General features: G+C 68.6%; 20 protein-coding genes. 9 read left to right on the top strand and 11 right to left on the bottom strand.

Annotated elements, in window-relative coordinates:
• The first annotated feature begins 1 nt into the window (after position 1).
• Positions 2–1,243, top strand: coding sequence for an SPFH domain-containing protein (locus ACFQ9R_RS29760; protein ID WP_378627173.1), 1,242 nt, complete (start codon positions 2–4; stop codon positions 1,241–1,243).
• Positions 1,244–1,314: 71 nt separating this feature from the next.
• Here the strand turns inward: ACFQ9R_RS29760 and ACFQ9R_RS29755 are convergent, their stop codons facing one another.
• From ACFQ9R_RS29755 to ACFQ9R_RS29745, 3 genes are all read right to left on the bottom strand, one after another.
• Entirely contained in the window at positions 1,315–2,523 is a 1,209-nt protein-coding gene (locus ACFQ9R_RS29755; RefSeq protein WP_378995267.1) for a molybdopterin-binding protein, read from the bottom strand.
• Positions 2,524–2,747: 224 nt separating this feature from the next.
• A complete protein-coding gene (locus ACFQ9R_RS29750) occupies positions 2,748–3,821 on the bottom strand; it encodes a tartrate dehydrogenase (RefSeq protein WP_378995265.1) in 1,074 nt (357 codons plus the stop codon).
• A 9-nt stretch (positions 3,822–3,830) separates the two neighbouring features.
• Positions 3,831–5,324, bottom strand: coding sequence for an NAD-dependent succinate-semialdehyde dehydrogenase (locus ACFQ9R_RS29745; RefSeq protein WP_378995263.1), 1,494 nt, complete (start codon positions 5,322–5,324; stop codon positions 3,831–3,833).
• 106 nt (positions 5,325–5,430) lie between these two features.
• Here ACFQ9R_RS29745 and ACFQ9R_RS29740 point away from each other — a divergent pair, with 106 nt between their 5' ends.
• The gene (locus tag ACFQ9R_RS29740; RefSeq protein ID WP_378995261.1) at positions 5,431–6,672 is read left to right on the top strand and encodes an aspartate aminotransferase family protein; all 1,242 of its coding nucleotides are present in this window, start codon (positions 5,431–5,433) and stop codon (positions 6,670–6,672) included.
• Between the two features lie 94 nt (positions 6,673–6,766).
• Positions 6,767–7,261, top strand: coding sequence for a DUF3830 family protein (locus ACFQ9R_RS29735; RefSeq protein WP_378995259.1), 495 nt, complete (start codon positions 6,767–6,769; stop codon positions 7,259–7,261).
• A gap of 67 nt (positions 7,262–7,328) precedes the next feature.
• Here the strand turns inward: ACFQ9R_RS29735 and ACFQ9R_RS29730 are convergent, their stop codons facing one another.
• Together ACFQ9R_RS29730 and ACFQ9R_RS29725 are read right to left on the bottom strand one after the other, a co-directional pair.
• Positions 7,329–8,723 (bottom strand): amidase, encoded by a 1,395-nt coding sequence (locus ACFQ9R_RS29730; protein WP_378995257.1) that lies wholly within the window; start codon positions 8,721–8,723, stop codon positions 7,329–7,331.
• A gap of 12 nt (positions 8,724–8,735) precedes the next feature.
• The gene (locus tag ACFQ9R_RS29725) at positions 8,736–9,701 is read right to left on the bottom strand and encodes a D-2-hydroxyacid dehydrogenase (protein WP_378995255.1); all 966 of its coding nucleotides are present in this window, start codon (positions 9,699–9,701) and stop codon (positions 8,736–8,738) included.
• Between the two features lie 86 nt (positions 9,702–9,787).
• Between ACFQ9R_RS29725 and ACFQ9R_RS29720 the strand changes: the two genes are divergently transcribed.
• From ACFQ9R_RS29720 to ACFQ9R_RS29700, 5 genes are all read left to right on the top strand, one after another.
• Positions 9,788–10,528, top strand: coding sequence for an Asp/Glu/hydantoin racemase (locus tag ACFQ9R_RS29720; protein ID WP_378995253.1), 741 nt, complete (start codon positions 9,788–9,790; stop codon positions 10,526–10,528).
• A 178-nt stretch (positions 10,529–10,706) separates the two neighbouring features.
• Complete coding sequence (locus tag ACFQ9R_RS29715; RefSeq protein WP_378995251.1) at positions 10,707–11,432, top strand: maleate cis-trans isomerase; 726 nt, start codon at positions 10,707–10,709, stop codon at positions 11,430–11,432.
• Entirely contained in the window at positions 11,419–12,075 is a 657-nt protein-coding gene (locus tag ACFQ9R_RS29710) for a GntR family transcriptional regulator (RefSeq protein WP_378995249.1), read from the top strand. The genes ACFQ9R_RS29715 and ACFQ9R_RS29710 overlap by 14 nt, the downstream gene beginning before the upstream one ends.
• 146 nt (positions 12,076–12,221) lie before the next feature.
• Entirely contained in the window at positions 12,222–12,449 is a 228-nt protein-coding gene (locus ACFQ9R_RS29705; protein ID WP_378995247.1) for an isocitrate lyase/phosphoenolpyruvate mutase family protein, read from the top strand.
• Positions 12,446–13,075, top strand: a complete 630-nt coding sequence (locus tag ACFQ9R_RS29700) for an isocitrate lyase/phosphoenolpyruvate mutase family protein (protein WP_378995244.1) — start codon at positions 12,446–12,448, stop codon at positions 13,073–13,075. The genes ACFQ9R_RS29705 and ACFQ9R_RS29700 overlap by 4 nt, the downstream gene beginning before the upstream one ends.
• 25 nt (positions 13,076–13,100) lie before the next feature.
• On the opposite strand, the gene ACFQ9R_RS29695 is transcribed toward ACFQ9R_RS29700, so the two are convergent.
• Both ACFQ9R_RS29695 and ACFQ9R_RS29690 read right to left on the bottom strand, forming a co-directional pair.
• Positions 13,101–13,727 carry a DUF305 domain-containing protein gene (locus tag ACFQ9R_RS29695; RefSeq protein ID WP_378995242.1) on the bottom strand — a complete coding sequence of 209 codons (627 nt, stop codon included), beginning with the start codon at positions 13,725–13,727 and terminating at the stop codon, positions 13,101–13,103.
• On the bottom strand, positions 13,724–15,373 hold the full coding sequence (locus ACFQ9R_RS29690; RefSeq protein WP_378995240.1) for an LVIVD repeat-containing protein: 1,650 nt from the start codon (positions 15,371–15,373) through the stop codon (positions 13,724–13,726). Before ACFQ9R_RS29690 ends, ACFQ9R_RS29695 begins: the two co-directional genes overlap by 4 nt.
• Before the next feature lie 229 nt (positions 15,374–15,602).
• Here ACFQ9R_RS29690 and ACFQ9R_RS29685 point away from each other — a divergent pair, with 229 nt between their 5' ends.
• Positions 15,603–17,345 (top strand): BCCT family transporter, encoded by a 1,743-nt coding sequence (locus ACFQ9R_RS29685; RefSeq protein WP_378995238.1) that lies wholly within the window; start codon positions 15,603–15,605, stop codon positions 17,343–17,345.
• On the opposite strand, the gene ACFQ9R_RS29680 is transcribed toward ACFQ9R_RS29685, so the two are convergent.
• From ACFQ9R_RS29680 to ACFQ9R_RS29665, 4 genes are all read right to left on the bottom strand, one after another.
• The gene (locus ACFQ9R_RS29680; RefSeq protein WP_378995236.1) at positions 17,342–18,262 is read right to left on the bottom strand and encodes a 3-methyladenine DNA glycosylase; all 921 of its coding nucleotides are present in this window, start codon (positions 18,260–18,262) and stop codon (positions 17,342–17,344) included. The two genes, ACFQ9R_RS29685 and ACFQ9R_RS29680, sit on opposite strands and share 4 nt — an antisense overlap.
• A 147-nt stretch (positions 18,263–18,409) precedes the next feature.
• A complete protein-coding gene (locus ACFQ9R_RS29675) occupies positions 18,410–19,489 on the bottom strand; it encodes a phosphotransferase family protein (RefSeq protein ID WP_378995234.1) in 1,080 nt (359 codons plus the stop codon).
• Positions 19,486–20,235: an SDR family oxidoreductase gene (locus ACFQ9R_RS29670; RefSeq protein ID WP_378995232.1), complete on the bottom strand. Its 750-nt coding sequence runs from the start codon at positions 20,233–20,235 to the stop codon at positions 19,486–19,488. Before ACFQ9R_RS29670 ends, ACFQ9R_RS29675 begins: the two co-directional genes overlap by 4 nt.
• Entirely contained in the window at positions 20,232–21,023 is a 792-nt protein-coding gene (locus ACFQ9R_RS29665; protein WP_378995230.1) for an SDR family NAD(P)-dependent oxidoreductase, read from the bottom strand. The genes ACFQ9R_RS29670 and ACFQ9R_RS29665 overlap by 4 nt, the downstream gene beginning before the upstream one ends.

The raw sequence follows: 21,023 nt of genomic DNA, 5'->3' as shown, positions 1-21,023 counted from the left end.
AATGGTTGCCTTGATCGTGGCCGCCGTCCTCGTCCTGTTGGTCGTGGTGGTGGTGTTCAAATCGATCGCCCTCGTCCCGCAGGCCGAGGCGGCGGTGATCGAACGGCTCGGGCGTTATTCGCGCACCGTGTCCGGTCAGCTGACGTTCCTCGTCCCGTTCGCCGATCGTGTCCGCGCGAAGGTGGATCTGCGCGAGCGGGTCGTGTCGTTCCCGCCGCAGCCGGTGATCACCCAGGACAATCTCACCCTGCAGATCGACTCGGTGGTGTATTTCCAGGTCACCAGCCCGCAGGCCGCTGTCTACGAGATCAGCAACTACATCGCCGCGGTCGAGCAGCTCACCGTCACCACGCTGCGCAATGTGGTCGGTGGCATGACCCTGGAAGAGACGCTGACCTCGCGCGATCAGATCAACAACCAGCTGCGCGGTGTGCTCGACGAGGCCACCGGCCGCTGGGGCCTTCGGGTGGCCCGGGTGGAGCTCAAGTCCATCGATCCGCCGCCGTCGATCCAGGAATCGATGGAGAAGCAGATGAAGGCCGATCGCGAGAAGCGCGCGACGATCCTCACCGCCGAAGGTAACCGCGAAGCGCAGATCAAGACCGCCGAGGGCGCCAAGCAGGCGGCGATCCTGACCGCCGAGGGCGGCAAGCAGTCCTCGATCCTGTCGGCCGAGGGTGAACGCCAGAGCCGCATCCTGCGCGCCCAGGGCGAACGCGCCGCCTCCTACCTGCAGGCCCAGGGGCAGGCGAAGGCGATCGAGAAGGTGTTCGCCGCCATCAAGAACGGCAAGCCGACTCCGGAACTGCTTGCCTACCAGTACATGCAGACTCTGCCGATGGTGGCCAAGGGCGATGCGAACAAGGTGTGGCTGGTCCCCAGCGATTTCGGCAAGGCGCTCGAAGGCTTCGCCCAGAACTTCGCCACCAAGGGCGAGGACGGTGTCTTCCGCTACGAACCGTCCGCCGACGAAGCCCCGGTGAAGATCGAAGACGACACCGACGTGGCCGACTGGTTCGAAACCGCCTCCGACCCCAAGATCGCCGAAGCAGTCCGCGCCGCGGAAGCCACCGCCCGCACCCCCGTCGAAGGTTTCGATTCCCCCGTACCCCGGCCCAAAACCTCGGTGGCCAAGGGGGACCCGGAACTCCCGACCCCACCTCCGATCGCCCCGGCGGAACACCCCGCCCCGCGCCCGGACGACCCCTACGGTCGCCCCTGGCAGCCGCCGCAACACGGCTGATCCGAGCAGGGTACGGCCCGGTGTGGACTTCCACTCCGGGGCCGTTTCTGTTGTGCGGCAGCGCTGTCGGGTCAGTGCGGGAGGGGAAGGAGTTCGACGAGGGAGCCTCGGCCGGTGCCGGGCGGCAGGATGGCCAGGGCCTGGCAGGGGATGAGACCGGCCAGGTGAGGGGTGTGAGCGGGGCCTGTGCTGCGCCAGACGCCGCCGGGGTGTTGCTGGACGCCGACTATCCGGGTGGCTTCGCCTTCCATCACGCCGGCGTCGGAGAGGCGGCCCCACATGGTGGGGCCGGGCGTGCGCAGCGTGAGGGCGTCGACGATGGCCGGGCCGACGGCCAAGAGGGCCGCGACGGCGGCGAAGGGGTTGCCGGGCAGACCGAGCAGGACTCGGCCGTCGGGGAGCTGGGCGACGAGGGTGGAGCCGCCGGGGCGGATCGCTATCCGTTCGACGATGATGCGCGCGCCGAGGTCGGCGAGCAGGGTGCGCAGGTGATCGGCGGCGCCGCGACCGGTGGCGCCGACCATGACGACCAGGTCGGCGTGGGATTTCAGGGTGAGCCAGGAGCGCAGCAGGTCGCGGCTGTCGGCGAGGTGCCACAGGCCGGTGCTCTCGATATCGCAGCAGCGCAAGAACTCCGGCATGACCGGGCCGAGGGAGTCGCGGGTTTCGCCCGGACCGAGCGGGCCGACAGCGCGGATCTCGTCACCGGTCATCACCACATCGGCGCGCAAAGGACCACGCACCGTGACAGTTTCGGCTTCGGCGCTGAGGGCCGCCGAAGCCAGGGCCGGTGAGACGCGGGCCCCAGCGCGCGCCAATTCCGTTCCGCTGCTCCAGTGTTCGCCTTGGCGGCGGGTGTCGTCGCGCACCGGTGCGCCGGGCGCGCGCATCACCACCGGTTTGCCGGACACGCTGGTGGTCACGATGTGTTCGTCGCGCAAAGTCGCCGTGGTACCCAGCGGGGTAGCCGCGCCGGTCGCGATCCGCACCGCCTCGCCGGGCGCCAGCACCACCGAGCAGCCGCGCCCGGCGTAGCTGACCTGCTGGTGTAGCCGCCACCACGGTCCGGGGCCCGCCACCGCGTAACCGTCCATGGCGGCGCTGTCCACCCGCGGCAGGGGAGTGCCCGCCGCGAGGGCGACAGCCAGGGTTGCCCCCACGGCCTCGGCCACGGGTCGTTCACGCACCGCGATCGGCTCGAGCTCGGCGGCTATTCGCGCGCGCACCAGCCCCAGCCCACATTGCACCGCCGCAACTACGCCCACCCGTGCGCTCGTCACCACGTTCCGCCTTCCGAGGACCCATCACCGATACTGGGACTCATCGTGCGCACCACCGATTGCCTGCGATTTTCTGGGCAGTTGCCGCGCGATGACGTTGTGCTCACGCACACGCGTGCCGCTCGGTGCGCAGTTCGGGCGTCACGAGTGGGTGACCCGCAGGTCTGCCGGGCTGGGTGCCCCGACATCCGGGCGGGCAGCGGTGGGGGAGAAGCCGACGGGGTTCACGCTTCGGTGAGGGCGTTCGCCAGCTCGGCGGCGCGGTCGGCGATGGCGGTGCCCAGCTCGGCGGTGGTGGCGGTGCCGCCCAGGTCCGGTGTGCGAACCGTACCCGCGGCGAGGACGTCGCAGACCGCGCGGTCGACGGCGGCGGCCGCGGTGTGCTCGCCCAGGTGGGAGAGCAGCATCGCCCCGGCGAGGATCTGGGCGACGGGGTCGGCGATGCCCATGCCCGCGATGTCGGGCGCGCTACCGTGCACGGCCTCGAACATCGACGGCGCGTCCGCCGCGGGGTTGATGTTGCCCGAGGGCGCGAGCCCGAGTCCGCCGGTGACGGCCGCGGCGAGGTCGGAGAGGATGTCGCCGAACAGGTTCGAGCCCACGATCACATCCAGGCGATCGGGGTGGAGCACGATTTCGGCGGCGAGGGCGTCGACGTGCATCTGCCGGGTCCGCACCGTCGGGTACTCCTCGGCTACGCGCTCGACAATGCTGTCCCAGTAGGGCATCGAGTGGATGAGCCCGTTGGATTTCGTCGCCGAACAGAGCTTGCCCGAGCGTTCGGCGGCGCGGTCGAACGCATAGCGGATGATCCGTTCGCAGCCGGTGCGGGTGAACACTGATTCCTGCAGCACGAATTCGTCCGGCCTGCCCGGGTTGTGGATGCCGCCGATCTCGGAGTACTCGCCTTCGGAGTTCTCCCGCACGATGAGAATGTCGAGGTCCTCGGCGGTGCGGTCGCGCAGCGCCGATTCCGTGCCGGGCAGCAGTCGTACCGGCCGCAGGTTGACGTACTGGCCGAAGGCGCGCCGCAGCGGAATCAGCAGGCCCCACAGCGAGATGTGGTCGGGTACCCCGGGGAATCCGACGGCGCCCAGCAGGATCGCGTCGAACCCGGCGAGCTGCTCGGGCCCGTCGGCGGGCATCATCGCGCCGGTCCGCAAATAGTTCTCACAGGACCAGTCGAACTCGGTCCAGCTGATTCCCGGCAGGACCCGGTCGAGCACCTTCACCGCCTCGACGGTCACGTCGACCCCGATTCCGTCGCCCGGAATGGTCGCGATCCGGTATGTGCGCACGCTGTCTCCCTAAACCTTGACGCCGATGTATTTGGTCTCGAGGAATTCGTCGATCCCGGTGAAACCGCCCTCACGCCCGAGCCCCGATTCCTTCACCCCGCCGAACGGCGCGGCCGGATTGGAGACCACGCCCTGGTTCAGACCGACCATTCCCGTGTCGAGCGCTTCGCAGACGCGCAGGCCGCGACGCAGGTTCTCGGTGAACACGTACGCCACCAGCCCGTACGGGGTGTCGTTGGCGCGGGTGATCGCCTCGTCCTCGGTGTCGAACGTGCCGATCGCGGCGACGGGTCCGAAGATCTCGGTGTGGCACAACTCGGCGTCGTCGGGCACGCCGGTGAGCACAGTCGCCGGGTAGAAGGTGCCCGGTCCGTCGATCGCCGTGCCACCGAGCCGCACCTGGGCGCCGCGCTGCCGGGCGTCGGCCACGAGGTGTTCCACCTTGGCCACGGCCTCGGCGTCGATGAGCGGCCCGACGACAACGCCCGGCTCGGTGCCACGGCCCATCGGCAATGCCGCCATCCGCGTGGCCAGTCGTTCGGCGAATTCCGCAGCGATGCCGCGCTGCACCAGAATTCGGTTCGCGGCCGTACAGGCCTGGCCGATGTTGCGCATCTTGGCGGCGAGCGCGCCCTCGACCGCTTCGTCGAGATCGGCATCGTCGAACACCAGCAGCGGTGCGTTACCGCCGAGTTCCATCGAGGTGCGCATCACGGTGCGGGCGCACTGTTCCAGGAGAAGTTTCCCGATGGCGGTGGACCCGGTGAAGGAGAGTTTCCGGGAGCGCGGATCGGCGATGAGCGGTGTCATCAGCGCGCCGGGGTCGGCGGTGGTCACCACATTGACCACACCATCGGGCACACCCGCCTCGGCCAGGATCGCCGCGAGCGCCAGCATCGACAGCGGTGTTTGTTCGGCGGGCTTCACCACACAGGTGCAGCCGGCGGCCAGCGCGGGCGCGATCTTGCGGGCGCCCATCGCCATCGGGAAGTTCCACGGCGTGATGAGCAGACTCGGCCCCACCGGCTGCTTCGTCACCAGAAACCGGGATCCCCCCGTCGGCGCGGGCATGTACCCGCCGTCGAGGCGGACGGCTTCCTCGGCGAACCAGCGGAAGAACTCCGCGGCATAGGCGATTTCGCCGCGCGCCTCGGCGAGCGGCTTGCCCATCTCGAGCGTCATGACCAAGGCGAGGCGTTCGGTGTCGGCCAGCAGCGCGTGGTGCGCGCGCATGAGGACGTCGCTGCGGGTGCGGGCCGGGGTGTGGGCCCAGGCGGCCTGGGCGGCGGCGGCCGCGGCGAGCGCGTCGAGTCCGTCGGACGCGGTCGCGTCCGCCACCACGCACAGCTGCGCGCCGGTCGCGGGATCGAGGACGGGCAGCGTGGCGACGGACTCACGCCATCGGCCCCCGATGAACAACCCCTGCGGAACGCTGTCGATCGCGGCCCGCTCGGCGGCGCTCAGGATGTCGAGCAGCTGCGCGCTGCCCCCGGACTCGTCCATGCGGTGCCTGCCTCCCGACGCGGTGGATCAACCGTTGCTGTGAACCCTGCCGCCATGTTATGCATATTGTCAACAATCCGACAATAGACAATCTGGGGAGTCCTTGATGACCGAGCTGTCTCCCGTCCTGAAGCAGGCCACGCCCGTCCACGTCGACCACGGCGCAGGCTGCTACCTCTACGACACCGACGGTCGCCGCTACCTGGATTTCACCGCCGGGATCGGCGTCACCAGTACCGGGCACTGTCACCCCACCGTGGTCGCGGCGGCGCAGGCCCAGGTCGCCAGCCTGATCCACGGCCAATACACCACGGTGCTGCACCGACCGCTGCTCGAGCTCACCGAGCGCCTCGGCGCGGTGCTGCCCGAGGGTTTGGACACGCTGTTCTTCGCCAATTCCGGCAGCGAGGCGGTCGAGGCCGCGCTGCGTCTGGCCCGCCAAGCCACCGGGCGCCCGAACGTGGTCGTCTTCCACGGCGGATTTCACGGCCGCACCGTCGCCGCGGCGACCATGACCACCTCGGGGACCCGGTTCTCGGCGGGGTTCAGCCCGCTGATGTCCGGGGTGCACGTGGCCCCGTTTCCGACCGCCTTCCGCTACGGGTGGAGCGAAGCCGAAGCCACCGACTTCGCGCTGCGTGAGCTCGACTACCTGCTCGCCACCCTCACCTCGCCCGCCGAGACCGCCGCGTTCATCGTCGAACCGGTGCTCGGCGAGGGCGGCTACATCCCCGGCAACACCCGCTTCTTCCAGGGCCTGCGCGAGCGCGCCGACCGGCACGGCATCCTGCTGGTCTTCGACGAGATCCAGACCGGCTTCGGCCGGACCGGAAAGTTCTTCGGCCACCAGCACTTCGACGTGCGCCCCGACGTGATCACCATCGCCAAGGGGCTGGCCAGCGGGTTCCCGCTGTCGGGCATCGCGGCGTCGCGGGAGTTGATGGCCAAGGCCTGGCCGGGCTCACAGGGCGGGACCTACGGCGGCAACGCGGTGGCCTGTGCCGCCGCGGTCGCGACACTCGAGGTGATCGAGGCCGAGGGTCTCGTCGACAACGCCGCCGTTCGTGGAGCGCAATTGCTCTCCGGCGTCGGGAGTCTCGCCACGAAGGCGATCGGGGACGTCCGTGGCCTCGGTCTGCTCGTCGGCGCCGAGTTCACCACGCCGACCGGCGAACCCGACACCGCGACGGCATCAGCCGCCCAGAAGGCCGCCGTCGACAAGGGACTGCTGCTGCTCACCTGCGGGGCGCACATGAACGTCGTGCGCATGATTCCGCCGCTGATCGTCACCGAAACTCAGGTGCAGGATGCCCTGGCGATCTGGTCGGAAGTCCTCGCCGAGCTGTAGTCCGCCACGCTGTCCCCGCTCGGGTTCCGGGCGGGGACTCGCACCACAACCGGGACAATCCCGAAATCCCGCACCGCACAGGAAGCAGGAGCCGATGGCCCGCTACATGAGCATCACCCTCACCGAAGCCGGCGTCACCTGCCGCGCGCGCCTGCTCGACGACGAGGCTCCGCGCACGTGTGCCGCCGTCTGGGCTGCGCTCCCGCAGGAGGGCGACGCCTTCCACGCCAAATACGCCCGCAACGAGGTCTACGCGCTGGTGCCCCGCATCACCGCGGCCCCGCATCGCGAAAACCCCACCGTCACACCGATTCCCGGCGACGTCTGCCTCTTCGACTTCGAACCGTGGGAAATCGGCAACCCCGCCTACGGCTACGAACCGGGCTCCGCCGCCCATCACGCCCAGGGCGCCACCGACCTCGCCCTGTTCTACGGCCGCAACAATCTCCTGATCAACGGCGACCTCGGCTGGGTTCCCGGCAGCGTCTTCGCCACCATCGAGGATGGTCTCGCGGACTTGGCGGCCGCCTGCAACGGGTTGTGGTTGCGCGGTGTCGAGGGTGAGACGCTGGCTTTCGCCCGCGCCTGACCGAGCGACCGCTCCGACGCCGTCGAATCCCTCGGCGGCGTCGAAAGAGGTGAGCGCCCTAGATATTTCAGGAGTTCAGCACGAACTCGGCGTGCCTGGCCACCGCGAGGATCAAGTCATCGGAGTGCCGGGGTCCCACGATCTGCAAGCCCACCGGCATTCCGGTGCGAGTCGTGCCGACCGGGATGCTGATGGCGGGCTGCTGCGTCATATTGAACGGGTAGGTGAACGGGGTCCAGTCCGGCCAGCCGCGCAGTCCGCTGCCAGGCGGCACATCGTGTCCGGCCTCGAACGCGGTGATCGGCATGGTCGGGGTGATCAGCACGTCGTAGGCGGTGTGGAAGGTGCCCATCGTGATACCGACTTCCGCCGCGACATGGCGGGCGTCGAGATAGTCCACGGCGCTGACAGCTTCGCCGCGAGCCCAGACCGCGCCCAAGCCGGGATCCACCTTCGCCCGGGACCCGGCCGGGAACTTCGACAGCATGGTCGCCGCACCCGCCGCCCACAGGGTTTCGAAGGCTTCGCGCGGGTCGGCGAATCCGGGATCGACCGCATCGATGGTCAGATCGGCCTCGGCCAACCGCTGCACCGCCCTCTCGACGATCTCGGCCACCTCCGGATCCACCTGTGCGTACCCGAGCGTGGCGGAATAGCCGACCGACAGCCCGCGCACATCCCGCTGTATCTGACTGCGGAATGTTGTCAAGGTGGGGGCCAGCGCGGTCGGGTCACGCGGATCCGGCAGCGACAGGATATCCATCAGCAGCGCCGCGTCCTCGACGGTGCGCGTCATCGGCCCGGCATGGGCGAGGGGCCCGAACGGGCTGGCCGGGTAGAGCGGCACCCGCCCGTGCGTCGGTTTGAAGCCGACGATCCCGCAGAACGAGGCCGGAATACGGATGCTGCCGCCACCGTCGGTGCCCACCGACACCGGCGTCATCCCACCCGCCACCGCCGCCGCGCTGCCACCGGACGATCCGCCCGCGGTCGTCGCGGGATCGGCGGGATTGCGGGTGACGCCGGTGAGCGGACTGTCGGTGACGCCCTTCCAGGCGATCTCCGGGGTGGTCGTCTTGCCGACGAACACCATCCCGTCCTCGCGCAGCCGAGCGGCGACCGGACTGTCCACCAGCCACGGCCCGCCGGCGTCGACGCAGGTGGAACCACGCAGGGTCGGCCAGCCTTCGGTCAGAAAGATGTCCTTGATGGAAATCGGCACGCCGTCGAGTAACCCGCGCGGATGGCCCGACTGCCAGCGCGCCTCGGAGTCCTTCGCCTGCACCAGCGCCCGGTCCGGATCGACCAGGCAGAACGCGTTGAGCGCGCCGTCGCGGGCCGCGATGACATCCAGGCAGGCTTGCGCTGCCTCGACGGGGGACAGCTGCCCGGCCGCATAGGCCGAGACCAGCTGAACCGCCGTCATCACGGTGGGATCGGTGGGGAGATCGGGCTGCGTCATGGCGGGGCTCCTTCAGCCGGGCACGTACCCGAGCGTCTTGTCGACAACGTTGTCCAGCGGCAGTCCGGCTGCCCACCTGCCGAAATTGTCGGTGAATGCGCGGACGATCTCGGTGCGCCAGCCGTGGAAATCGCCCGAATTGTGTGGCGTGAGCACCACGTTCGGAAGATCCCAGAGCGGATGGTCCGCGGGCAGCGGTTCCGGATCCACCACGTCCAGTGCGGCCGCGGCGATCGAACCGTTGCCGAGCGCGGCTACGAGATCGTCGGTAACCACTGATTCCCCGCGCCCGACATTGACAAACCTGGCATGCGGTTTCATGGCCGCGAACGCGGCGGCATCGAACATGTGCCGGGTCTGCGCGGTGAGCGGCGCGATCGCGATCACGTAGTCGGCGCCGGGCAGTTCGGCGTGCAGGTCGTCGCTGATGGTGCCGAAATCCGGGTCGCCGGAGCGGGCGCGGCGCCCGACCCCGCGCACCGTCATGCCCGCGGCGCGCAGCAATCGCGCGGTGGTGCGGCCGATCGAGCCGGTCCCGACGATCAGTGCCGTGGTCCCGGCCACGCGTTCGGATTCGCGGTGCCGCCACTCGTGCCGCTGCTGCAACCGGATCGAGCCGGGCAGGTCCTTGGCGAACGAGATGATCTGTCCGAGGACGTATTCGGCGATGGCCGTATCGAAGACATTGCGGGTGTTGGTGACCACCACCTCGGACGCGCGCAGCTCCGGGAACATCACCGGGTCCACGCCCACACCGCCCATGTGCAGCCAGCGCAGGCGATCGGCGCTGGGCCACGCACCGGGAACGGCGCGAGTCTGGAAGTCGTAGACGAACAGCACATCGGCGCCGTGTAGCGCATCGGCGAGCCCGTCGGCCTCGGTGTAGCGCACGTCGGCGCGCTCGGCAACGGGGGCCATGAGGTCCGATTCGGGCAGGCTGTCACGATGTAGGACGGTGACAATCGGCCCGTTTTCCACATTGACACCGTACGATCAGATCGTATGATTGTCAACAATCCGATCGTGTTCGGAGGTCTGCCCGGCTGAGCGCGAGAGGGGCCGCAGTGGAGTTCAGCTTCCCGGACATCGACGGGCCGGTAGCCCAACGAGGTATCGGCGTGATCGCGCCGTTCGACCTGGCCCTCGAACGGGAACTGTGGCGGTGGGCGCCCCTCGAGGTGAGTCTGCACCTGGCCCGCACACCCTATGAACCGGTGCCGGTATCCCTGGCGATGGCCGAACTCGTGTCCAATCCGCTGCATCTCACGGCGGCCACCCACGACGTGCTGCACGTGGAACCGGAGGTCGTTGCCTACCTGTGTACTTCGGGCAGTTTCATCAACGGTCTCGCCTACGAACGATCCCTGCGGGAAACGATCTGCCTGGCCGGCGCACCGGATGCGGTGACCACCTCCGGCGCCTTGGTGGAAGCGATCAAGCACCTCAACATCACCCGGATGTCGGTGATCACCCCGTACGACGAGATCCTCACCGGCAAACTGCACGACTTCCTCGACGAAGCGGGCTGCACCACGATCAAGTCCGATCATCTCGGGCTCGGCGGCGGCATCTGGAAGGTCAACTACCGCACCATCGCCGAACGGATACTCGGCGCCGACGACCCCCGCTCGGAAGCGATCTTCGTCAGCTGCACCAACCTGCCGACCTACGACGTGATCGAGCCACTCGAACAGGCACTCGGCAAACCCGTCCTCACCGCCAACCAACTGACCATGTGGGCCTGCCTCGGCCGGATGAAACTCCCGATGATGGGCCCAGGAAAATGGCTCGTCAATGTCTTCTAGTCGAATGACGACGCGACATTCTGCCCAGGTAAATGGCTCGTCAATGTCTTCTAGTCGAATGAGGACGCGACATTCTGCCCAGGTAAATGGCTGGTCAATGTCTTCTAGTCGAATGAGGACGCGACATTCTGCCCAGGTAAATGGCTCGTCAATGTCTTCTGAACGGAGCGAGATGCACATGCCGACCATCGGATTCATCTACCCCGACCACGCCGCCGAGGACGACTACCCGCGTGCCGCGGCCCTGCTCGGCGCCGCGTTGCCGGTGGCCCACATCTACGGCACCGACCTGCACGCCGTTCCCGAACTGCTCGATCTGGGCAGCCCGGAGAAGCTGAGCCACGGCGCTTCGTTGCTCGCGGCCGAAGACCCCGCCGCTGTGGTCTGGGCGTGCACCTCGGGCAGTTTCGTCTACGGGCCACAGGGTGCGCGGGGTCAGGTCGACAGCCTGGCCGAGGCGGCGGGAGTGCCTGCCTCCAGTACGAGTTTCGCGTTCGTCGAAGCGGCGCGGGCGCTCGGTGTGCGGCGCGTGGCCGTGGTCGCGAGCTACCCCGAAGAGGTGGCACGGTTGTTCGTCGACTTCCTCGTCGACGCGGGCATCGACGTGGTGTCGATGTCGAGCGCCGGGATCGACACCGCCGCGGAGGTCGGCACCCTCACTCCCGACCAGGTCCTGACCCTGGCCGTCACCAACGACCACCCCGACGCCCAGGCACTGCTCATCCCGGATACGGCCATGCATACTCTCGAGGTGCTTCCGAAACTCGAGGCCGCGCTCGGCAAGCCGGTGCTGACGGCGAACCAGGTCACCATCTGGGAAGGTCTGCGGCTGGCGGGTGTCACCGCGGTCGCTCCCGAGCTGGGCGCGTTGTTCGCGGAGGGGAGTCGCCATGTCGATCATTGATTTCGAGCCGGTCAATCAGCAGTCCACCGCGGAGATGATCGCCGACCGCCTGCGCGAGGCGATCATGCGCGGTGCGCTGGCACCCGGCGCCCAGCTCGGGGAAGCCGACCTGGCAACCAGTTTCGGTGTCTCCCGCGGACCCGTGCGCGAGGCCATGCAACGTCTCGTGCAAGAGGGGCTGCTGTTCAGCATCCGCAACCGCGGCATCTTCGTCATCGAACTCACCACCGACGACGTCATCGACATCTACCGCGCCCGCACCGCCCTGGAAGGCGGCGCGCTCGACCTCATCCTCGACGGCCGCCGCGACATCGCCTACGCCGCACTGCGACCCAGCGTCACCGCCATGCGGCGCACCGCCGAGGCCGGCGATGCCGCCGGTGTCTCCGACGCCGACCAGGCCTTCCACGAAGCGCTCGTCACCGCCGCCGACAGCCCCCGCCTCGTCCGCGCCGCCCGGACCCTGCTCATCGAAACCCGCATGTGCCTGGGCGCCCTCCAAACCACCTACCCCGACCTGCGCGAACAAGCCGGCGAACACGTCGAACTCCACGAAGCGATCGGCTCGGGTGCACCCGAGCGGGCCCGCGCCCTGCTCGTAGAGCACATGGACGACGCGGTCCGGCGCTTGCGCGACCGCTAGCTGCCGCGGCTCGGGGGAGGGCATCACGGTGTCCGTCCGCAGCCGCGGCCGCAGTGCGCCGAGAGTGAGCGGGCGACGTGCGAGGTGATCGTGCGCGACGGGCACAATGGACCGTACGATCACCTCGACTCCCCGCAGGAGCTCTCGTGGACAGCGAACAGCGCACACGCGCACAGGCTTTCGTCGATCTGCACCGCGAAGGCTGCTTCCTGCTGCCGAATGCCTGGGATGCGGGGAGTGCGCGAATTCTGGAGTCGGTGGGATTCCCCGCGATCGCGACCACCAGCGCGGGGGTCGCTTTCTCGTCGGTCGCCCCGACCACGACTTCTTCACCGAGCACGGTGCGCACGGTCGCGTCGATCGTTCGACGATGATGGGGCGGATCCACGAGATCACCACCGCTGTGCGGGTGCCCGTCAGCGCCGATCTCGAGGAGGGGTACGGGCCGGACGCCCAGGAGGTGGCGACCACCCTCTCCCTCGCCATCGACGCCGGTGCGGCGGGCGGCAACATCGAGGACTTCACCGGCGACCGCACCACCCCGCTGTTCGACGAGGTGCACGCGGTGGACCGGGTCCGGGCGGCGCGCGCGGCGGTGGCCGCCAGTGGTGTGCCGTTCGTGCTCGTCGGCCGGACCGACGCGCTGCTGGTGGACGCCGGTCTCGACGAGGCGATCCGGCGCGCCAACTCCTACCTCGCCGCGGGCGCGGACTGCGCCTTCGTTCCCGGGGCGGCCGACGCCGCCACGATCGCCACGCTCGTCGAAGCGATCGACGGACCGCTCAACGTCGTCATGGGCCTGACCGGTGGCGGCCTGTCGATGGCCGAACTCGCCGACCTCGGCGTCCGCCGGGTCACCGTCGGCGGCAGCATCGCCCGACTGCTCTACCGCCACCTCCTCGACGCGGCCACCGAGCTCTCCGAGCACGGCACTTTCACCTACGGCGACACCCAACTCACCCAGACGGCGCTCAACGCCCACTTCACCGACCGCACCTGACGGGCGAGCTCGCACGGGGGCCTCATCAGGAAGTAGGCCGGGCACCTCGCAGGTCGAGGAGCATGCCGAGGTACCCCATTTCCTGACTTTGGGATTGGGCCATCGCGCGGGCGGCCTGCTTCACCGGACCCGAGGTGAGCAGGGTGTCGGCGGCGCGGGCCATCGTGACGCCGCCCGCGTGATGGCGGTACATCAGTTGCAGGAAAAGGGTTTCGGCGTCGGCCGCACGGGCCCCCGCGAGGGTGTCGAGGTCGGCGATGGTGGCCATCCCGGGCATCGTGGTCGGCGCGGCGGTCGAGTGGTGGTGGGTTCCCGCCATCCAGGTCATCGGGACATCGGCCGTGGGTGCGGCGCCGGCCAGCTGGGTCCAGCCGAGCAAGGTGCCGATCTCCACGCGCTGAGTGTCGGCGATCTGGTCGGCCAGCCTGCGCACGGTGGGATCCGCGGCCGGATCGAGGCGCTCGGTGAGGATCAGCGCCTGCTGATGGTGCGCCGTCATGTCCTGGACGAAGCCCAGCTCCGTCGTGGTGAGAACCGGTGCGGGTGTGGCCGTCTCGGTGACGAAGAGCGGTCGCAGGGCCGCCCCGAGTGCCAGCAGGAAGAGGACGGCGGCCCCGGCGAATGCCAGGCGGATCATCCGGTTCACGGTCACGACCCGACCGTGGACTGCTGGTTCGCGGGCGGTGTGTACACCTCGTTGTCGAGCTGCAACACCATGAACCCGTTGTCGGAACAGGTGACATACAGCTGATCGCCACGCCACTCCGGCGGGGACAGGCACCAGTCCGTGGACAGGTCGCCGAACGCGATATCGCCTGCCCGGGCGGTCAGCACCTGCGCGGGATCGAACAACCCCTCGGCCATCGACCGCAGTGCCGCCGGGGCGCTCATCACCGGAATGCCGATGATCGAGGCCAGGGCGTGGGGCGAGTTCCAGATCTCGAGATTGCGTCCGGTGCGGGCAGGCGGGTTGAAGTAGGCGATCTCGCGGATGTCGCCGGGATCGCGGACGTCGAACACCCGGATACCGGAGGAGATCCAGCCGCAGGCCAGGGCGGTCGGGTTGTCGGGACGGTCGGCGGTGCAGTAGTGCGATTCGTAGGAGAACGCCGAACCGCCCATCGAGGAACCGATGCCCGCGTCGATATTGTCGGGCAGGTTGATCTCGAGTTTGATCTTCGCGGTGATCCTGGGCGCGCTGTCGTCGGACACGTCGATGAGTTTCACGCCACCGGAGCCGCCCTCGTCGACCGTGAACAGATGGGGCACACCGTCATAGGTCACGGGCACGCTGTGCTGGGTGGCCCAGCCGTCGGTCCAGAATGTGCGGCCGAGGTGGGGGACATGTGGATTCGGGTCGCGGCGTTGCACCGCGCTCACGTCGAGCACGGTGAATCCGCCCAGGGCGGAGATGTAGAGCCGGTTTCCGTCGGGACTCACCCCGAGCCCGTGTGCCTCGATCCCCGTCAGCCACTGCCAGATCACCCGGGGATTCGCGGGGTCGGTGAGGTCGATCGCACTGAGAAAACCGGGGACCAGGCCCGACGCCCAATACGTGCGTCCGTCGGGGGAGAAGCCGCCCTCGTGTGTCGTGATCGGCAGCGGCATCAGCAGATTCGAGCCGGTTCCGGGATTGAGCAGCCGGGGATGCGCGCAATCGGAGATGTCGTACACCGACAGGTACCCGGCACCGATGCCGACCGGCACACCCGTTCCGACGAGCAGTTTGCGAGCCGTGTTGACCTTCAACGTCTCCCAGGTGCCTGCCAGCATGGCGGGTTCGGCGAGGGTCGCGGTCAGCCGCGGATTCGCCGGATCGGAGACATCGAGGACCTGGACGCCGGGGTGCTCGCTGAGCATGTTGCCGGGGAAGAACGTGCCCATGTAGGCGCAGTGCTCGAAACTGGTGGAGGTGATGCCCGCTCCGCGCCCGGCGTAGCCCCCGACCATCGACATGTTGCAGCGATAGCCCTGGGTGCTGCGCCCGCTGTCCCGGTCACCGGCGGGGACGTCGCCCTGCAATCCGGACTCCGGCAGTGATCCGGGCCCACAGTCGGCCCGCGGCACCGCCGTTCGGCCGACATCGAGGAATTCCTGCACCGCGCCCGTCAGGTCGGCGCCGAAATCGGCCGACGCACCGGACGGCAGGCCGACGGCCACGAGTGCGGTGATCGCGGCCGCCGCCACAGCACGCAGCAGCGAATGTCGTCGGCTGTTCGGCGGTGCCGCGCCGGAATCGCCCGGCGGGTTCGCGGACCCGGCTTCGGGTCGTGTGTCGGTGTGCGGACGTGATGGCATCGTTGCCCTCCCGAATCAATGATGCGGACAACACAACTGGCTCAGACAGTTGTGCCGCATCACGAATAGTAAGGCGATCGAATGGTTGCCGAAGGGTGTTTCGGGGAACAGGGTGTGGGGCGGGCTCGCGCTTACCTCGGGTCGCCGCCCATACGCTGTACGGTTGCTCTGCACGACCAGCGCGTCTGAAAAGGCGGGGAGTTTCCGCGATCGGAGAGGACTCGGACCCATGTCGAACGATGTCGTAGGAAGTTCCGGCACCGCACCGCCGCCGGGCGGATCGGTAGCCGATGGGTCGCCGGGCAAGCCCAGGCTGGATCTGCTCATCTTCTGCGCCACCGCGATCGGCGCACTCGCCTTCGTCGCCTGGGGTGTCCTCGACGACGAGAGCCTCGCCTCCGCGGCGAGTACCGCGCAGAAATGGGTCATCACCAATACCGGCTGGTTGTTCGTGCTCACCGCCACCGCGTTCGTGGTGTTCGTGATCTGGCTGGCGGTCAGCCGATACGGCCGGATCCCGCTGGGCGCCGACGACGAGAAACCCGAATTCCGCACCGTGTCGTGGATCGCGATGATGTTCAGCGCGGGCATGGGCATCGGTCTGATGTTCTGGGGTGTGGCGGAACCGTTGTCGCACTTCGTGAACCCCCCGCCGCATACCGCCGAGCCCGGATCACCGGCCGCCGCGGAAGTCGCCATGGCCACCACACTGTTCCACTGGACTCTGCACCCGTGGGCGATCTACGCCGTCGCGGGCCTGGCCATCGCCTACGGCACGTTCCGAAAAGGCCGCTCGCAGTTGATCTCCTCGGTGTTCCGGCCGCTGCTGGGCCGGCACGCCGACGGGATCGGCGGCCGGGCGATCGACATGATGGCGATCTTCGCGACCCTGTTCGGCTCGGCGGCGTCACTCGGTCTCGGCGCGTTGCAGATCGGCGCGGGCATGGAGTTCAACGGCTGGATCGACGGCATCGGAAAGATCGGTCTGGTGGCGATCATCGCGGGTCTGTCCGTGGCCTTCGTGCTGTCGGCGGTCTCAGGTGTCGAACGCGGCATCCAGTGGCTGTCCAACATCAATATGGTGCTGGCCCTTGCCATCGCGGCGTTCGTGTTCATCGCGGGCCCCACGCTGTTCGTGCTCAATATCCTGCCCACCTCGATCGGCGACTACATCGAGAGCCTGCCGACCATGGCCTCACGCACCGGCGCCGGCGACGACGCGATGCAGACATGGCTGTCGAGCTGGACCATCTTCTACTGGGCCTGGTGGATCTCGTGGACGCCGTTCGTCGGCATGTTCATCGCGCGGATCAGCCGCGGCCGCACCATCCGCCAGTTCGTGACCGGCGTGCTGCTGGTGCCGAGCGTGGTGAGTCTGCTGTGGTTCGCGATCTTCGGTGGCGCGGGCATCGCCGAACAGGCCGAACACGGCGACCTCACCGAACCGGACGGCTCGGTCGATTCGAACTTCGCGCTGTTCCACCTGCTGGACCAGTATCCGATCACCTCGGTGACCACGGTGGTGGTGATGATCCTCGTCGCGATCTTCTTCGTCTCCGGTGCCGACGCGGCCTCCATCGTGATGGGCACACTGTCCGAACGCGGCAGCATCGAACCGTCGAAGTGGGTCGTCATCTTCTGGGGCGCGGCCACCGGCGCGGTCGCCGCGATCATGCTGGTGATCGCCGATTCCGACAACCTCGGCGGCGCTCTGACCGGCCTCCAGGCGTTGACCACCGTGGTGTCGCTGCCGTTCCTGGTGGTGATGGTGGCGATGTGTGTGTCGCTGTACAAGGACCTGCGCGACGACCCGCTGATCCTGCGCATGGATCGCGGCATCGAGTTGGTCGAGGTCGCCGTCGACCAGGGCACCGAGCTGCACGAGGGTGACTTCGCCCTCGTCACCGAGGCCTCGCCGGACAAGGTCGACGTCGCCGACGATCCCCCCGTCGCCGGTACCGAACGCGGCTAGTCCGCGGTGTCGATCCTGGCCTGCGCCGACGACAAGTCGGCGCAGGCCAGCCGCAGGCGGTCCCGCAGTGCGTCAGCGGATTCGGCGATCGCCGCCTGGGATCGGACGTACTCCGCGCGTCCGGCCGGTGTTTCGATGCGCACCGGCTCGTAGCCGAAGCCCGACAGATCGTAGGGGCTGGCCCGCATGTCGAGTTCCCGTGCGGTGCAAGCGAGTTCGAAGCAATCGAGCAACAGGTCCGAGGAGATCAGCGGCGCGAGCTTGAATCCCCACTTGTAGAGATCCATATTCGCGTGCAAACACCCCGGCTGCTCCCGCTGCACCTGGTCCGCGCGGGTGAGCGGTTCGGCATTGCGCCCCACCGCCTCCGGCGTGAAGAACCGGAACGCGTCGAAGTGCGTGCACCGCAACGACATCGACTCCACCACCGCGTCCGTCCCCGCGTGTCCCAGACGCAGCGGAACCTGCTGATGCCGCACGTCATCGGTGCGATAGACCATCGCCCATTCGTGCAGCCCGAAACACGACAACTGCGCCGGACGGCGCGCGGTAGCGGTGAGCAGGCCGGACACGAACCCGATCGTGTCGCGCCGCTTGGCGAGGTAGGCCGGGTCGGCCGTGAACACTCCGTGCTCATCCGGATGCTCGGCATACCCCCGCGCACCCTTGTAGTCGCCCGCCGCACGCAGCCCGATCCCGAACCCCGGATGCCACCGACGCAGCTGTGAAGGCTTATGGCCGTAGTAGGTGAAAAGGAAATCGATGACCGGATGGGTGGTCCCCGCCGCCCGCCGCTCCAGATACGGCCCGACCAACCGATCGAGCCGGTCACGATGTGCGCGCGCGGCGGCCCGCCACTCGACCGCCGGTAATACCCGCAAGTCGAGAGCGTGGTCGAGGTCGCCGTCCGTGCTCACCTGGACATTCTCCCGCACCGGCTTTCCCCGGCGAATTCGCCCTGAATCAGATCTCGGGGCGCGACCCCGGCCGGACTACGCATCTTCTGGGTTGCTCGAACGATCCGGGGACTTCCGCATCCGACGAGATCTGTGGTCCCGACGCGCCTATTTGTCGCGCCGGATGACGGCGCGGCAGCGCCGTTCCAGGAGCAGGACGGCCAGGCCGAAGGAGCGGAAGGCCGGATTGGTGGTCTGGCGGTGATAGTAGCGGTAGTAGATCTGCTGGCAGATCACCGCCAGACGGAACAGGCCGAAGACTTCGTAGAAGGCCCACTCGCGGTCGGTGAGACCGATGCCGGTACGGCGACAATAGTATTCGACCACTTCGTCGCGGGTCAGCATGCCCCGAACGTGGGTGGGCTGGCGCCGGAAGAACTTGAAGGCGAGGTTGTCGTCGGCCTGGACCCAATAGGCCAGGGCGCCGCCGAGATCCATCAGCGGGTCGCCGATGGTGGCCATCTCCCAGTCGAGCAACCCGATCGGACGGGTGGGATCGGCGGGATCGAGCACGATGTTGTCGAAGCGGAAGTCGTTGTGGATCAGCACCGATGCGCGATCGGGCGGTTGGTTGGCGGCCAGCCACGCCATCACGGATTCGAACGAGCCGACAGTGCGGGTGCGGGCGCGGCGATAGCGGTCGGACCAGCCCGACACCTGCCGGGTGATGTATCCGGGGCCCTTGGACATCCAGTTCAGCCCTGCGGCGGTGGGGTCGATGGTGTGCAGGTCGACGAGCACGTCGAGCACATTGGTGCACAGTGCGTGCACCCGCGATGCTGTCCAGGAGGGGTCGGGCGGGAGTTCCTTCCGGGGGATGAGTCCGTCGAGACGTTCCATCAGGTAGAACGGCGAGCCGAGCACACTGTCGTCCTCGCACAACGCCACTGTCGGCGGCGCGTAGTCGAACACCGGGCCGAGGGCGGTTTGCACGCGGTACTCGCGAGCCATGTCGTGTGCGCCCTCGGCGCGGTGTCCGCCGGGCGGTCTGCGCAGGATCAGATCACACTCGGGGTACTGCACGAGGTAGGTGAGATTGGAAGCGCCGCCGCAGAATTGGCGCACCTGTGCGATGCCGGTCAGTGATTCGCCTGTTTCGGCGCGTAGCCATTCCGTCAGGGCGGCGACATCGAAAGCGTCCTCGGTGCGGACGGCACGGGCATCGGCGGGGGAGGAGGACTCGGTCACGTCAGCCGCCGCAGCAGGGACACGGGGAGCAGCTTCACCACGACCGACAGCGGAACCCATGGCCAGGCCGGGACGTAGGCGACGGGTTTGCGTGCTTGGATCGCGCGGACCATCGCGGCGACGCCGGGCTCGGTGTCGACCAGGAAGGTGGTGCGACCTTCCTTGCCGTCGGTCATCTCCGACCGGATGTAGCCGGGGCAGATCAGGGAGATATCCACGCCGGGAATGCGTTCCGCGCGCAACCCTTCGGCGAGCGAGGCGACCCCCGCCTTGCTCGCGGCATAGGTGGTCATCGACCGGCGCATGCCGCGCAACGCGGAGAACGAGGAGATGAGGACCAGGTGGCCACGGCCCTGCGCGCGGAACACCGCCAGGGCGTGTTCGCTCTGCGAGAGCGCGCCGACGAAATTGGTGAGGGCGGTGCGCCGGTTGGCCGCGTGCCCACCGGTGCCCAATGGGGCCCCGTGGCCGAGGCCCGCGTTGACCACGACCCGGTCGAGGCCGCCGAATTCGGCCCGGAACTTCTCGAACACGGTCTGCACGGCGGCATCGTCGGTGACGTCGAGCGCGGCGGTGCGCACGACGATGCCGGGGTGGGCGGCGAGGAGTTCGTCGCGCAGCGTGTCGAGTCGGTCGGCCCGGCGGGCGCAGAGCCCGAGATCGTAACCGCGCTCGGCGAATTGGCGGGCCATCTCGGCGCCGAGGCCGGAGCTGGCGCCGGTGATGACGATGGTGCCGGTGCTCATCGGGAGGTCTCCTTGTCGTCGGCGGTCGCGATGCGACGGCCCATGGCGGTCAGTTGCCGGTCGTAGAGCGGGCGCAGCAGTCGTTTCGTCCAGAAGGCCACGCGCCCGGATCGGTCGGTGAGAACGAGGAAGCGGCGCGCGTCGATACCGGCCAGCGCGGCTTCGGCGATGTCGTCGGCGTCGGCCTCGGCGCCGTCGATCAGGCGACGGGCGACCTCGGTCATCAGGGGATCGGCGTTGCCGAGCGAAGACGCCAGATCGGTGCGGAAGAACGACGGGCACACCACCGAGACGTCGATGCCGTGCGGCGCGAGTTCGTAGCGCAGGCTCTCGCTGAGTGCGACGACGGCCGCTTTGGCGGCGGTGTAGGGCGCCATGGCCGGTGGGTGGACGAGTCCCGCCATCGAGGCGATATTGACCAGGTGACCGCCGCCCTGCGCTTCGAACATCGGGGTGAAGGTCCGGCACCCGGTCGCCACGCCGAGGACGTTGACGGTCATGACCCGGGCCCATTCCTCGGCGGGCACCCGGTCGATGCGCCCGCCCGCGGCGATACCCGCGTTGTTGACCAGGATGTCGAGCCCGCCCATGGTGGCCTGCACGGTGTCGCGGGCCCGGTCCCAGTCCTGCTCGGACGTGATGTCCGCGCGCAGATACGAGGCACCCGGCGGGACCACGGCGTCGTCGGCGAGATCGGTGACCACGACGCGGTCACCGCGGGCGGCGAAGCGCCGCGCCAGCGCGGCTCCGAGACCGGAGGCGCCACCGGTGATGAGCACTCTGGACAT

It is taken from the genome of Nocardia sp. NPDC056541 (genome assembly GCF_042794235.1).
GTDB lineage: Bacteria > Actinomycetota > Actinomycetes > Mycobacteriales > Mycobacteriaceae > Nocardia.
Note: the sequence above shows the minus strand (reverse complement) of the source record. Positions and strands in the feature narration are given on the sequence as shown.